This is a genomic window from Vibrio sp. D173a, from assembly GCF_030248475.1.
In genome coordinates, this window is sequence record NZ_JAHGAH010000011.1 from 15,090 (window position 1) to 28,493 (window position 13,404).

A 13,404-nucleotide genomic window follows, 5' to 3' on the forward strand; every position below is an offset into this window, starting at 1 on the left:
GGTTCGCTATTTGCTTTTTAGCATACTTTGAGTGCTCTCAAAGCTACGAATTAAACCGGAACGATCCTGATACAGTTTGTTGAGTAAGCTTGCACCAATCCATTGATGGTAAATCAAGTGGGCAGTCTGCTCTGCTGACTCAACTTGGATAGAGCCGTCTTCAATGCCCGCTTGGACACAATCTTCGATGGTTTTCACCACATGAGTGGCACCCGAAGCCAGTTTTGCGCGCATTGCTTCTGAAAGATCAGAGACTTCAGCACTCAACTTCACCACTAAGCATTTATTGGCGTTACATTTGCCATTTTCAATCGCCATCCAGCGCTCAAAGTAGCTCAAAAGGCGGTCGCGACCAGAGCCTTCACTTTCAGTAAAATGGGCTGTGATCATCTTAAGGTAGCGAGAGAAGTAATCTTCAATCAATGCCTCACCAAATTGTTCTTTCGACTTAAAGTAATGGTAGAAAGAGCCTTTCGGCACATCCGCTGCCTTTAAAAGTTCTGAGAGCCCAACGCTCGTAAAACCTTTGGTCACTACCAATTGGTAGCCGACATCGAGTATGTGTTGGCGTGTATCGTTCGTTTTTGCGTTCATGAGCAATACTATAAAAGCGATTAGACCAGTCGTCTAGTGATTTATGGTTCTTACTTGATCAGCTCGTACTCAATCACATACAGCTCATTGATGTTCGGGTAAATCTCGCGGATAAGCTCTTTCAGTTTTGGCAGTTCAATCGCTTCTTGTTCTGCGTGGAACTCGTTGATGTCATCAAACTTCAGTGGTGCAACTGATAGGATTTTGATGTCACACACCTTACGGTCTGTTTCTAGGGTGAACACTTCCACTTCGGTGTTTGGCACGTAGTGGCTTTCTGATTCATCACGAATCGTGATCGTCTTTTTACCTGCAGTGATAAGTGGTGTTAGGAATTCAAAGAAGGTGATTTTAGTTGGATGTGAAGACATAACCGATGCTCATATTAATCGAATCGGGCAAGAGTATATCACGCCCGTGTGAAACAGGCGCGTTTACGTCATTTAGAGTGCAGAGTTTGTCGATAAACTTATTGATTAGAAAAGGTTTTTATAAACTGGGCAAAAAAATAGCCTGAGATAATACCAATCCAATTTGTACTTAAATCTTCAAAGCTAAAAGAGCGAGAGGGGATAAACAGTTGGCTAAACTCCTCAAGAGAAACGATACACAACAAAACAATCAACAGGCGGATACCAAACATGTCTGCTTTCGTTGCTTTCACCCATTTAGGAAAATTAAATACAGCAAGAAAGCCGATTAAAAGACTAAAGGTGAAATGTAACGTACTCGAACCGCCAACATAGTTCTCCATGCTTTGATACACACTATGGTCGATATCGGAACTCTTCCAAAGTGATAAAGAGACAGTAAGCAGAAGTACTAAGATAAAGCTGTATCTAGCAATGGTATTGGTCATATTCACCCCACAGGAAAGAAGCCTAAGTAACGTTTCACAAAGTACAATGCTGCAAGATTTTGAATAGCTAAGCCAATGGCGATCGCCCAAGCCGCACCAAGTACACCGTGTGACTGAGAGAGCACTATCAGCAGCGCAATAGAAATGACACCGGAGACAATAGTGATGTATTTCATTGTTTTCTCATGGCCACTCATAAGCAATAAAAAGCCAACCGAACCAGTGGCAACATTAATCAATTGCCCTAATGACAAAGCAATAAGCAGTGGTGCGGCAGCAATAAACTCTTTGCCAAATAACTGCATAACAAACTCTGGGAACAGTACGCAAATAATCACGGGGATAATTGCAGCAGCGATGTTGGCTCTGCAGGCAAGGCGGCTGAGGTTTCGCAGGCGATCCATTTTTCCTTCTTTATAGAGAGAAGCGAACATTGGAGCAACGACAAAGTTAATTGTTATGAGGACAAAACCGATCAGCAAAGAGGTACGCTGTGCAGCAGCAAGAAGCCCAAGCTCAGAGGTAGAAATAAAAAAGCCTGCGATCACTAAGCTTCCCCATTGGACTAAATTGGTGAAGATACTTCCAATCCAGACTTGTTTCGCTGAATAGTTAAGTTCACGGTTTATCGCGGTTTTCCCATGCTGATATTGACCTGAACGAACCCACTGAAGCGTCGACAATAACGCAATAAGTGCTGCTGCGATTAATAGAAGTGCCATCAAAGTATCGGTCGTTATCGGCAATGTTTGCTTGGCTGCAACAATCAAGACCACCATCAGAAAGCTAACACCGAGTTGCAGAGCGACAAGAGAAGAAATGACTTTCCTGCTGGCTTGTAGTACTCGACTGTTGGTTTGACCGATAACAAGGAGAGGAATAGCCGCAAGAGCCACGGCAAGCGAGAAGGTGGTCACTTGAGTGGTATTGAGTTGTTGTGGAAAAGAGATAAATGCGAGGTAAATTAGAGCACAGGCTGCAATGCTAAATAAGAGGCTACGAACTAAGGCGGTGCGATAGTTATTGCTTTGCTCCGTTCTGTCTTGGTTTTTAAATGCAATGGCATTGAACTTCACAAGTGAGATATTGAAACCAAGCTGTGCAATAACCGCGATAAGGGAGACAAGGTTGAACAGATAAAAGAATTGTCCAGCTGTCGCTGCATCAGAATACCTTGAGACTACAAGCGTCAACAAAAAAGCGAAGAAGGCTGCAAGTGCTTTAACGATCCCTGTAGAAGCGCCAAGTGAGAAGAATTGCTTCTTTTCACTTGGTAGGTTTTGGATTTTTTGGTTGATGGATTGAAGCATGGAACCCTCTAGCTATAAATGCTGTTGAGTGCTAGACGTTGTTTTTCTTCACTAAACGCATCATTGAGCCCAATTGTGTATCGATAGAAGTCGATGTCGTGGTAGTGATTGATACAATGGCTTATTTGTTTGGCCATTTCTTCTGGAGTTGCCGCTAAGAAAGGATAGTTAAGATCCTTCGTGGCACCGATAGAGCGAATAACCATAGGTAAGTGCAACTTTGCGGCTTCCAAAATAGTGAGAGGCATGCCTTCCCAGGCGGCTGTGTGAAGATACAAATCCGCGTCTTTGAGTAGATTCAAGACGTCATCGCGAGGAATCATTCCGGTTACCGTAATCCCCTGTGTGCGAAGCTTATTTTCAAGCTCTGCCTCACCACCGCCAATCCAAGTAATGTCAAATTTCCGCGCTAGCTGTGAAGGGTCAATATGATTCAATGTATCCAGTAAAAACTGAGGATCCTTTTGTGGCGTCACGCGGCCAAGTACCACAAGTTTTAGCGTGGTTTGTTGTGAGCTTTGTGGACGCTCTTCACTGTCATATGTCACGTAATTATTAAGTAAATCAGCACGTTTAGCGCCGATGCTGATGGCTAAATCACACTCGCGTTGGCTGCAACCTGCCACCACATCAATCCTGCTGATTGCCACTTTTTCTAATGTTTTGTAAACCTGTTTAGCAAAACCGGAAATGTCTTCCCGCTCAAAAGCGTAACAATGAGGCGTATAAACTAAACGTGCTCCACCGAGCTTTAAAAAGCGACCTAAAAAGCCCGCTTTACTTGAGTGTAAATGAACAATATCTGGTTTGAGCTCAGCGATAAATGCGTTGGCGTCTTTCATAAATTGCAGCAGATTGCCCTCAGCCCATTTTGCATGGCTAAAAACATGGTTGCTCGATTCATTGGTCATATCGTTCGATCGCGCGCGTGCGAGCAGTGAATGTTCATAAGGCTCTGAACGTGATGAATGGACATAGCTGTAAAGTGCTGTTTGAACGCCTCCACCGAAGGCTTCAGTAATATGTAATACTTTTTTCATCACGAGTTCGTCCCTGGTGTTTGTTTCCACTTGTCTTTAAATGCCTCGCGTTCCTGTTCTGAGTAAACATGGCGATAGAGGGGCAGGTCGTACATGTAGAAAAGCTGCGAGAAGTCGTAGTTTTCTTTAAAGTACTGATGGATGTTGGAATACCACTTGTTCTTTGCTTCATTACTGTTTTTAAGAACGAAGTCATCAAGCTGAAGAAACTCACCAATCTCTTGATCGAGTGAACTAAGTTGTTCGCATTTAATTAGGATAACGCTGGCTCGTTCGTTATTGAACGTATAGAAAGGCTGAGTATTATCAACTTCTTGCCTAAGAACATCGATGCCAAAGTTACGCTTAAGTTCATTATCGAACCAGTTAGCGAAGTAATTCAGGTTTATATAGTTATCGAAGCAGTGCTCTAGATGTTTGTAGGTCACATCCATATCACGATGAATAGCATCATTTTTCTTCCCTTCAATAAATTGAAGGTGTAAGTCTTGGAAGAAACGAGAAAACACGGTCGCGATAGGGTCTCGGACTAGTGTGACGATCTTGATATGTTCACGCTTTTGAAGAATGCGCTTACGCTTATTGAGCACTAGGCGATACATGGTGCGGCTCTTAAAATCAAAGAATTTACTCACGTCCTTTTTGTTGTGATACATGTGGAACTCTTCATGATCATCAAAGGTATGGATGTGGTAGCTCGGGATCTTTCTTTCGCCAAGAGTGTGCTCAATAGATGATGAGCCCACTTTGCCCATTTGATACACCAAAACAAAATTGTCTGCTTGAAGTTCTCGGTTTTTTTCAAATTGTCGAGAGATTGAATATTTCATTTATCCTATCCTTGATAACTTTAATGTCGTTATTCCGCAGCGTTATTAATTGTCAGTTATTGGCGGAATCGATAACTCAGATTGATGGTTATGATCAGCTTGTTTTTGATGTTCTGTCTGACGACTATGATGCCGTTTCTTACTGATCATGACGGGTAGTAAAAGTATTAAAATGATGGTGGTATTCACCGCGACGAAAAACACCATGATTAGTGCATAAATGGAGAGTAAGAGGCTTTTTTTATTGTCTATCAATGTATTGAAGCAAAAATTTATAAATAGAAAGTAGCCGCCAAACAACAAAGCAATACCAAGTAATCCATATTCGATCGAGGTATCGAGTATGAAGTTATGGGTATAGATGGCTAACTCATCATAATTGAAATAGTTGATCATATAGTTGGGTAACATCTTAGCGCCAACACCCCAAACTGGATGCTCAAGCAAGATATCGAGACCATTTGCTAGCAGCAATTTACGGTGTAAATTGGAGACCCAACGCGCTTCACTTTGATTAGCAAACAGGATGTCTTCTTGGGTGATTTCAAGCTTGTCTGCGAACTGATCAAATCCAAAATAAAGAGTGGCAGAGACGGTTGCTAATACGATCAACCCACCAACAAGCAGCACTGTCCATGTGTAAGTTTCGCTGAGTGTTTGTTGTATAAGGCGCCTGTGAAACAAAGTATCGATAAAGACCAACAAACAAAAGCCAAGCAATGCCTTTCTTTCTTGGGATAAAAGAAGAAGTACGAACGCAAATAGCATCAAGACAGGAAATGCACGAATGCGATCACGGTAGAGGTAGATTAGGGAACAGAGCACACCAAACGCGTATTTGCTCACGCCGAGTAGCTTGAATCCACTTTGATAGCCTTGCGCAAAGTGCCAAACGGCGACAAGACTACATATCACCAGCAAACAATAAGTAAGATAAACCATCACGCGTTCATCGTCGAAGGCTCCATAGGCATACAGCAGGCCGAGTAAACCGAGTATTGCTACCCACTGGACGGTTTCAGTCACTAACGGTACGAGCGGAACACGATTCAGCATGCCATTGATGAACACATAGCTAGTAAACAGCAGCAAGAAACCAATACAAGGGTGGAACAGCTTGTGGGTTTTTCCTTCAAGAATAATCAAGGCGACAAATCCTAGTGACAGTAAGCTTGTGATATCTGACGGTGCGAGAGCAATACCACCAAGTCCTATCTTTATTGGAACAAAAAATAGCGCGAGAGTAATCGCTGCAAACAGCGGTACAAGGTTACTTGCTGGTGCAGAGCTGTTGGTAGAGTCCATAGTACCCGTCTCGGAATTTATCGATGGTGTATAACTTGGCACGATTCACTGCGTATTCACTGGCGCTATCGTAGAGGTCAACGGCATTGCATAGTCGAGATATTTTGTCTGCTAGTTGCTCTGATTCACCGACCGTGAACAAATATTCATGGCTGCCCATCACTTCATCTAACCCCGGCACATCTGAAGACAGCACAGGTAAGCCTGCCGCCATCGCTTCTACAGCCGCAAGGCCAAAACCTTCAACATGGGATGATTGAACATACACGTCCATGCCAGACAAAAAAGCGGGGATATCGGATACCACACCGTGGAAATGAACACGATCGGCAATATTCAGGCTCTGAGTGAGAGGTTCGAGTTCACCGCGTTTCGCTCCGTCTCCAGCTAAGTGGAGATGATAATTGGTAGGAAGAAGGGCAATCGAGTGGATTAGCGTCTCATGATCTTTATGTTCATGAAGTCGCCCGACCATACCGATATTGATGGCTGATTTCTCCCTTAAGAGGCTTCCAGACTTAGCTACAAGAGGGAAGTGAGCGAGATCGACACCATTATGGACAACACGATATTTATGCTCAAAACGAGGCATGAACTTTACCAGTTCTTCTTGGACTTTTTCACTGATGCTAACCGTCAGATCGTGCCCACGATAAAGTAGGTATTCCATAAATTTAAATAACGGGTAGTCACGACGGCGGTTGTATGAACAGTGCTCGGTTTGAATGCGCTTTTTACCAATGGCAAGCAATGCCAGATAGATAGATGGGTACAAGTGCCCATGCACGAGATCTGGCCAGCGTAATAAAGACCATTTCTCTTTAATCGTCAGGGCCTGCCAATTAAAACACTCGATGCCACGAGAAGTGAGCTGCGCCAAATAATCGTTGTCATCGCAAAGTACGAGGACTTTGATTTCATACTCCGGTGAGTGCTCCATCACCAAGTCGACGAGAAACTTCTGTGCGCCACCGTTCTTTGATAGGTCATTGATAATATGCAGTATTTTCTTCTTCATGACTCAGTCGCTAGATACTTTTGTTTGAACTTTTCGATTTCAGGCTCAGCAAAGAAATGCTTGGTCAGTTTCGATGACAGCATCTCCTCGACAAACACAGGCTTTGGCTGGTATGAATGTTTAAACTCTTTGATCAGAGGTGAATACCACTTGTTGTCGGCTTGGTTGTCGTGAACAACAGCTACGTCTTGTTGGAGAAACTCACTAATGGCTTGTTGTGATTGGTCGAGTTTGTCGATACGAATAACCATGAGTGAAAAGTTGTGGTTTTGGTATGTTTGGTGACCTACTGCTTGATCAAAGGGCTGAGCAAAAACATCAATGCCTGTCAGTGCTTTGATCTCATTGTCAAACCACTCTAATGGGTATTGATGGTTCACATGTTCTTCAAACGCTTCATGAAGCAGTTGAGGGCGTTCTGAACGTACCGCGCTGTCGTCTTTTAGATACTTATCCGCCATCCAAAATGGCAGTGACTGAAAGAACATAGAGATGTTTCTACCTACTGGCTCGCGTACCAAAGAGATAATACGAACCTGTTGCTTACGTTTAAGCATGTGACACATGATGGTTCGTTTGAGTACGCGTTTTATCTGATTCGTAACGGGTTTGTGCAGCTGAGCACGAACGGGTGAAATCTGTTTACTCGCTTGTATCGACATTAGGTCATGTAAGTGAATTGAATTCGGAATGGATTTTTCCAATGCACTCGATCCCACTTTCCCCATTTGGTAGATGAGGACGGGACGCTCTTGGCTCTTTAGCAACTGATACCACTGCATGCTTTGATTAGTAGGCGTACTTTTGGACATAAAGTGTTTCTCCTTCCTTAGATTTTGCCTGAGTGATAAGCACACCAAGAGATGGTATTGAATGTTGAATTTGTTTGGATAACGCTACGTTAACCAGTGAAGCTTTAGTTGACTCGGAGCGAATAACAGTAATCAACCCATTGGCTTTTTGACCAAGAATAAGAGCATCACTTACCGAAAGCAGAGGTGGGGTGTCAATGATGATTCGGTCATACTTACTCGCTAGGTACTCAAGGAGTTTTTCAAAACGGTCAGATGCCAATAGCTCCTGTGGATTTGGTGGAATAATACCGGCAGGCAACACATCTAAGTTCGCCTCTTCTTTTTTGATGATGCATTCGCTCAAAGGCGTATCCATCGTAAGAATGTTGGTTAAACCTGGGCTTGATTCTGGAAGGTTGAAGCGTTTTGCTAATGAGGGTTTTCGCAGGTCGCAGTCAATCAGCAGTACCTTTTCCATGGTTGAGAACGAGACAGCCATATTAATACTGGTTGATGTCTTTCCTTCCTCAGGAATGGCAGAAGTAAATGGTAAGATTTTCTGCTTAGAGTTCTTTAGTCTCAGCAATAACGAGGTTCGGACGGAGCGACACGCTTCGCTGAACAGCTTTTCGTCTTGGTCCAAATAAGCTGAGTAAGTAACGCCTTTTTGGCAAAGAGCACGCTTTTTCACTTTCGGAATCGTACCTAAGCAGGTGACTCCGAGCTTGTCTTGAACATCAGAAGAGGTACGAATGACTTCGCGCAGTGTCTCAAGGATGATCAAAAGGGCACAAGCGATAGCAAAGCCAAAGAAGGTAGCTATCAGCACGAGTTTCATTCGCTGAGGTGCGATTGGGAACAGAGGCACGATCGCAGGAGCAGTAAATCGAGCGGTGACATTCTTATAATCGCTGGTGGCATTGGTTTCTTTTTCGCGATTCAAGAACGCTTCGTAGAGATCTTTGTTCGATTCAACTTCACGCTTAAGTTGTTCGTATCGTGCCTTTTGCGAACCTAGCATTTGGAAATCAGATTTTTTGTTATCCAGCTCAGCACGAAGCATGTCTTCTTGCGCTTTTGCTGCAAGCAAGTCTTGCTGTTTACTGAACGAAATTTCTCGAATCAATTGTTCAGTTCGAGCTTGTATAGACGCTAATTGCGCTTTGGCTTGAATCATACGATCATGTTTAGGGCCGTAGCGCTGAGACAGCTCAGAGACACTTTTAGCGGCTTGGGCTTCCGACATTTTCAAATCACGAATTTGAGCTTGGTTTGCAAACTCATCAATCGATAGCAAGCTGTCGATGTCTTGTGTCGATTTACGCTTGAGCAATTGAATTAATGTTTGTGCTTCAATGCGATTGTTTACTGCGGCGTTGAGTTTACGGTTTAGTTCTTCAAGCTCATTGGCATAGATGTCATCGATACCATTGATATCGATTAAGCCTTCTTGCATTAAGAAATCTTGTAGTGCTTGTTCTGATGCTCTTAAGCGCTCTTCTAGTTTTTGCGAGTTATTGGTGAGCCACGTAGCTGCATTTTGTGTCACAACCAATTTCGCTTCAAAATTGGCATCGATATATGCTTGGCCTATTGCGTTAGCGATGGTGGTCGCCAGTTGTGGATCGGTAGAGCGAAAACGAATTTTTACCAACTGTGTATTACGGACCGGTTCAATATCCAGCTTTCTCTTGAATGTTTGAAGTGCTTGATAATACGGCTTTGTGTGTTGTGAGGTTTCTTTTGGATTCGGTGCGACATGCAATAAATCTTGAACGAAAGGAATCGCTTTAATTTCATCGATTTTTTGCTTAATACCGCTTGAGCTAGTGAAGTCTGGATGGTTAACCAGATTCAATTTGGTGATCACTTTATCTGCGATATGGTTTGACTTAAGAATCGCGATTTGAGTTTGAAAGTACTCTTTTTTCGTAGTGTCGACACCGTAAACTTCCTCAATCGAAAGTGCACTTTTTTGCTCTTCTTGGATAAGAAGGGTGGCAGTGGCTTGGTAGACTGATTTTTTCGAGTAGATATACCAAGTACACGTAAGTGAGAAGATGATGGTGAATGCTAAGATACTCAGCCAGTTCTTCTTAAGGGTTCTAAAATGATGCCCAAAACGAATCAGGGGGACTTGATTCGTAGGGGCTTGAGTAGAATGAGTTTCGTTCATTGAATTGCCTGTCATTAGAAGAAGCTCTGATCGATAAATACAATGTCGCCAGGTTCTACAGAGCGTTGCATACTGACGCTTTCAACCGTATTACCTGTTGCGTGTTGAGTAAGATTAATGCTCTTGCGGGACGCTCGATCCGTTAAGCCTCCTGCTAGCGCGATGGCTTTTTCAATCGTCAATCCCGGCTGGTATTCGAATCCACCAGGCTTTCGGACTTCACCATTTACGTAGAAAAGGCGGAAGCTATTGATTGCCACCATTACTTTAGGATTGATTAGGTAGTCACCTTTCAGTCCTGTTTCAATCTCATACTTGAGCTGTTTTGGGGTCTTATTGATGGCTTTAATTCGCCCTAAGTAAGGATAATCAAAATAGCCGTCTGAAGTGATCAGGATGTTCTTTATGGAAAGATCTTCCTCACCGTAGACTTGAACCGAGATGGTATCACCAGTATCGAGTAAGTAATCTTGCTCATTGGCACTGGCAAAAGAAGGTGTGCTAAGAAGCACAAGTACTAAGCTAAATAACGTTGCTAGTAAGTTCATTCATATTCCTTATTACAAAGAGAATCGAGCACTAAGAGACCAGATGTTTTGCTCGAAGCTGTAGCCTTGCCAATCAGAATCTTTATCCAGATAGCGCCAATCCGCCTGCAATAAGACCCAACGCTTTATTTGGTAATCAAGACCTGCAGATAGCGCGTAACGGTCTTCATTACGTGTAATACCCGTGTAGGCATCTTGTTGATATAGGGCCTCTAAGCGTGTTGCTAAGTAGCTATTCCAGTCGTGTTTAAGATCGATGAAGTAGCGAGTTTGTAAATCGTAATCACCATCTTGATCAGGACTGACGGCTGCTTGGGTGGTCTTGAGTGTGATGAGCGATTGCTCTTGAGGTTGCCACTCCAAGCCTATGTCCCAACTGAATCCATTAAAGGTTTCACGTTGATGGCTATCGAAGTCTTTGACTTGATAACCCAAGCGGGCGATACCTTTGGTTTTCCCTGTGACTTCCCACTGTGCGCCGGTGTAATAGAAGCCGGAGTAACTGTCTTTTGATGGCACTGAAGGGTGGTCTGAAAGGTAATTCGTGCTCATTTGTTGAGTACCAACCAACCAGTATGTTCTAGGCGTCGCTCGAAGATAAAACTCTATGTGGGCGTTTGGTGCACGAAAGTCGTTGTATTTGGTTTTTGCATCAGGCTTGCCTGGCATTCCATCACGATAGTTTTGGTATGTCTTGTCAATGTATCCAATACCAAACTCCAACCTACCTTTTGAGCCTTCAGAACCGAACACATAGTTTGTTCTCAAGTCATTGCGATGAAACTCAACAGGGCTGTTGGGCAAGCTACCTTGGCCTTCGGTGAAGTCTTCACCTTTCTCTTCATGTTGAGCTCGGAACTGATAGTCGATAACCAGTCGATTACGGTGATTGAATTCGAAAAAGTTGGTAAATTGAAAAGCATGGTCGTCGTAATCATTTTGGTCATCCGAAGAGAATCCAGCACTTAATTTATAAAGCACATTTGCTCGGTATTGATTACGTTCAATTTTAGCCAACAGGGCAGGCTCTATCCCCCAAATGTTGACCGATTCAATGTTCTTTCCTCGATCGGCTTTGTTGATGTTGTCATCACCTTCGTAGAACACGCCTAAGGTGGGGATGAATTCAATCCCAGAATCCGTTTTATACGCCATAGGCTCAGCCAGAACACTCGCTGAGCTCATAGCAATTGCGATGGTTATTGGGATAACTTTCATTATGATGGACTCAGTACGCATTTGAGCCTGTAAATCCCTTAAAAATGGTTAAAAAGATAATCTTGATGTCCATCCAAACTGACCAGTGGTGGATGTAATCCAAGTCGAACTCAACGCGTTTTTCCATCTTGTCGAGCGTGTCAGTTTCACCTCGATAACCATTAATTTGTGCCCACCCCGTGATGCCTGGTTTTACTTTGTGACGAAGCATGTAGCGGTCGACGATCTGGCGATATTCTTCGTTATGTGACACGGCGTGAGGGCGAGGGCCAACGATAGACATAGTGCCTTGAAGTACATTGATAAATTGAGGCAGTTCATCAAGGGAAGTGCGACGCAGAAAACCACCAAATGGTGTAATGCGAGGGTCATTCTTTGTGGCTTGTTTTACGTCATTACCTTGTTCCATGGTCGTCATTGAACGGAATTTCCACACTTCGATTTTTCTGCCGTCTAAGCCGTAACGATACTGCTTAAAAATCACTGGACCTTTGGAGGTCAGTTTGATTCCGAGGGAAATAGCTAGAAGTACAGGTGAAATCAGAAGTAAAATAATGCTCGATAATACGATGTCTTCTAAGCGTTTTACCCAAGAGGAAATACCAGCAAAGGGTGTGTCAAATACACTCAATGTTTGAACCTGACCTATTTGATCCCAACGTGAATGCAGCAGGTTATAAGTAAAGAAATCCGGTATCAGATAAGTGTTCGCTGTCGTGTCTGAGAATTGATTAAGAAACAAAGCGATTCTTTCGTTAGCATGCATCGGCATAGCGATGTACACGTAATCGACTTCGCCACGCTTCGCTCTTTCTAATGCGAGTCTTACATTGCCTTTAATTGGATAGTCAGACTCGGGCAAACGGTCTTGAGAACGTTCGTCGTAAAAGCCGTCAAATAACACACCATGTTCAGTGTGGTTTTCTAGCTCGTTTGCTAAAGTCAGCCCATGTGGTGTCTGGCCAATAATAATTGCAGTTCGTGTGTTGTAGCCTAGCTTTCGCATGTAGGCCAGACCGACTCTGAAAATGCTTCGCCAAGAAAGCAATAAGACGGGAGTTAATAACAACCACATTGCTAAAATGTTTTTGTCAAATATCTGATGGACTTGAGAGAAATACAAAACCATGAAAAGGAATGTGCAGGTAACTAACCAAGATATACATGTGATAGAGATCTGTTCTTTAAAAGAGCTGGTACGCCAAGAGCGATACAACTTGCCACTTTCAGCCATGATTAGGAATGAGATGCTACCGACGAATGATAAAATTGCATAGTCTTTCTCAATAGAAGTGTTTACGTCATTCACTACGAGTAGCAACATCAATGACACAATGACAACAAGATCAATTAGGCGATATAGAAAAGCAAACTCCACCTCATGCGAACGAATAAGTCCTTTGTGTTTCATAACTGAAATTTCCCTTTGGACACGCTACCGCCATTGAGTGTCATATCTCAATATCCGTGTCATTAACGCTTTGTATTGTTAAGGCATATGTGTGAAATGGATGGGGCGTGAGCCCTTATATTTCCGAAACAAGTTTAAAAAGTTGCTCTGTTTGGGTAAGTGGAAATAAGAATGAAATTTAGAGGTTTTGCTGACTTTGGAGGTTTAAGACAAAGTTGGTACTTAGGCTGTAGGAATGAGAAAAAGTATTATATGGATGGATTTCCCATAAAAATTTAGGCTTATACCCGTGATCATTGAA

The 13,404-nt window shown here is 43.1% G+C and carries 13 protein-coding genes; all 13 read right to left on the reverse strand.

Annotated elements, in window-relative coordinates:
- Positions 1 to 6 precede the first annotated feature (6 nt).
- The 13 genes from KIV40_RS01900 to KIV40_RS01960 all read right to left on the reverse strand — a co-directional run bounded on the left by KIV40_RS01900 (position 7) and on the right by KIV40_RS01960 (position 13,103).
- Positions 7 to 594 (reverse strand): TetR/AcrR family transcriptional regulator, encoded by a 588-nt coding sequence (locus tag KIV40_RS01900; protein ID WP_285347833.1) that lies wholly within the window; start codon positions 592 to 594, stop codon positions 7 to 9.
- A gap of 50 nt (positions 595 to 644) precedes the next feature.
- A complete protein-coding gene (yqfB, locus tag KIV40_RS01905; RefSeq protein WP_010645058.1) occupies positions 645 to 965 on the reverse strand; it encodes a N(4)-acetylcytidine aminohydrolase in 321 nt (106 codons plus the stop codon).
- A 98-nt stretch (positions 966 to 1,063) separates the two neighbouring features.
- On the reverse strand, positions 1,064 to 1,453 hold the full coding sequence (locus KIV40_RS01910) for a VanZ family protein (protein WP_010645056.1): 390 nt from the start codon (positions 1,451 to 1,453) through the stop codon (positions 1,064 to 1,066).
- Positions 1,454 to 1,455: 2 nt separating this feature from the next.
- Positions 1,456 to 2,763: a lipopolysaccharide biosynthesis protein gene (locus KIV40_RS01915; protein ID WP_011999447.1), complete on the reverse strand. Its 1,308-nt coding sequence runs from the start codon at positions 2,761 to 2,763 to the stop codon at positions 1,456 to 1,458.
- Positions 2,764 to 2,771: 8 nt separating this feature from the next.
- Complete coding sequence (locus tag KIV40_RS01920; protein ID WP_285347834.1) at positions 2,772 to 3,803, reverse strand: glycosyltransferase; 1,032 nt, start codon at positions 3,801 to 3,803, stop codon at positions 2,772 to 2,774.
- On the reverse strand, positions 3,803 to 4,633 hold the full coding sequence (locus tag KIV40_RS01925) for a putative capsular polysaccharide synthesis family protein (RefSeq protein WP_011999449.1): 831 nt from the start codon (positions 4,631 to 4,633) through the stop codon (positions 3,803 to 3,805). The genes KIV40_RS01920 and KIV40_RS01925 overlap by 1 nt, the downstream gene beginning before the upstream one ends.
- A gap of 45 nt (positions 4,634 to 4,678) precedes the next feature.
- Positions 4,679 to 5,938: an O-antigen ligase family protein gene (locus KIV40_RS01930; RefSeq protein ID WP_285347835.1), complete on the reverse strand. Its 1,260-nt coding sequence runs from the start codon at positions 5,936 to 5,938 to the stop codon at positions 4,679 to 4,681.
- Positions 5,904 to 6,956: a glycosyltransferase gene (locus KIV40_RS01935; protein WP_285347836.1), complete on the reverse strand. Its 1,053-nt coding sequence runs from the start codon at positions 6,954 to 6,956 to the stop codon at positions 5,904 to 5,906. The genes KIV40_RS01930 and KIV40_RS01935 overlap by 35 nt, the downstream gene beginning before the upstream one ends.
- A complete protein-coding gene (locus tag KIV40_RS01940; protein WP_021018292.1) occupies positions 6,953 to 7,768 on the reverse strand; it encodes a putative capsular polysaccharide synthesis family protein in 816 nt (271 codons plus the stop codon). The genes KIV40_RS01935 and KIV40_RS01940 overlap by 4 nt, the downstream gene beginning before the upstream one ends.
- Complete coding sequence (locus tag KIV40_RS01945) at positions 7,746 to 9,941, reverse strand: polysaccharide biosynthesis tyrosine autokinase (RefSeq protein WP_285347838.1); 2,196 nt, start codon at positions 9,939 to 9,941, stop codon at positions 7,746 to 7,748. The genes KIV40_RS01940 and KIV40_RS01945 overlap by 23 nt, the downstream gene beginning before the upstream one ends.
- Positions 9,941 to 10,474 (reverse strand): polysaccharide biosynthesis/export family protein, encoded by a 534-nt coding sequence (locus KIV40_RS01950; protein WP_005432020.1) that lies wholly within the window; start codon positions 10,472 to 10,474, stop codon positions 9,941 to 9,943. The genes KIV40_RS01945 and KIV40_RS01950 overlap by 1 nt, the downstream gene beginning before the upstream one ends.
- 12 nt (positions 10,475 to 10,486) lie before the next feature.
- Positions 10,487 to 11,713, reverse strand: a complete 1,227-nt coding sequence (locus KIV40_RS01955; protein WP_375164803.1) for an outer membrane beta-barrel protein — start codon at positions 11,711 to 11,713, stop codon at positions 10,487 to 10,489.
- Complete coding sequence (locus KIV40_RS01960) at positions 11,703 to 13,103, reverse strand: undecaprenyl-phosphate glucose phosphotransferase (RefSeq protein ID WP_011999455.1); 1,401 nt, start codon at positions 13,101 to 13,103, stop codon at positions 11,703 to 11,705. Before KIV40_RS01960 ends, KIV40_RS01955 begins: the two co-directional genes overlap by 11 nt.
- Between the last annotated feature and the right edge of the window lie 301 nt (positions 13,104 to 13,404).

Coding starts and splice junctions, on each gene's coding strand:
- KIV40_RS01915 (WP_011999447.1), bottom strand. CDS start 2,763: ATGCTTCAATCCATCAACCAAAAAATCCAAAACCTACCAAGTGAAAAG.
- KIV40_RS01955 (WP_375164803.1), bottom strand. CDS start 11,713: ATGCGTACTGAGTCCATCATAATGAAAGTTATCCCAATAACCATCGCA.
- KIV40_RS01945 (WP_285347838.1), bottom strand. CDS start 9,941: ATGACAGGCAATTCAATGAACGAAACTCATTCTACTCAAGCCCCTACG.
- yqfB (WP_010645058.1), bottom strand. CDS start 965: ATGTCTTCACATCCAACTAAAATCACCTTCTTTGAATTCCTAACACCA.
- KIV40_RS01900 (WP_285347833.1), bottom strand. CDS start 594: ATGAACGCAAAAACGAACGATACACGCCAACACATACTCGATGTCGGC.
- KIV40_RS01950 (WP_005432020.1), bottom strand. CDS start 10,474: ATGAACTTACTAGCAACGTTATTTAGCTTAGTACTTGTGCTTCTTAGC.
- KIV40_RS01960 (WP_011999455.1), bottom strand. CDS start 13,103: ATGAAACACAAAGGACTTATTCGTTCGCATGAGGTGGAGTTTGCTTTT.
- KIV40_RS01925 (WP_011999449.1), bottom strand. CDS start 4,633: ATGAAATATTCAATCTCTCGACAATTTGAAAAAAACCGAGAACTTCAA.
- KIV40_RS01935 (WP_285347836.1), bottom strand. CDS start 6,956: ATGAAGAAGAAAATACTGCATATTATCAATGACCTATCAAAGAACGGT.
- KIV40_RS01930 (WP_285347835.1), bottom strand. CDS start 5,938: ATGGACTCTACCAACAGCTCTGCACCAGCAAGTAACCTTGTACCGCTG.
- KIV40_RS01920 (WP_285347834.1), bottom strand. CDS start 3,803: ATGAAAAAAGTATTACATATTACTGAAGCCTTCGGTGGAGGCGTTCAA.
- KIV40_RS01940 (WP_021018292.1), bottom strand. CDS start 7,768: ATGTCCAAAAGTACGCCTACTAATCAAAGCATGCAGTGGTATCAGTTG.
- KIV40_RS01910 (WP_010645056.1), bottom strand. CDS start 1,453: ATGACCAATACCATTGCTAGATACAGCTTTATCTTAGTACTTCTGCTT.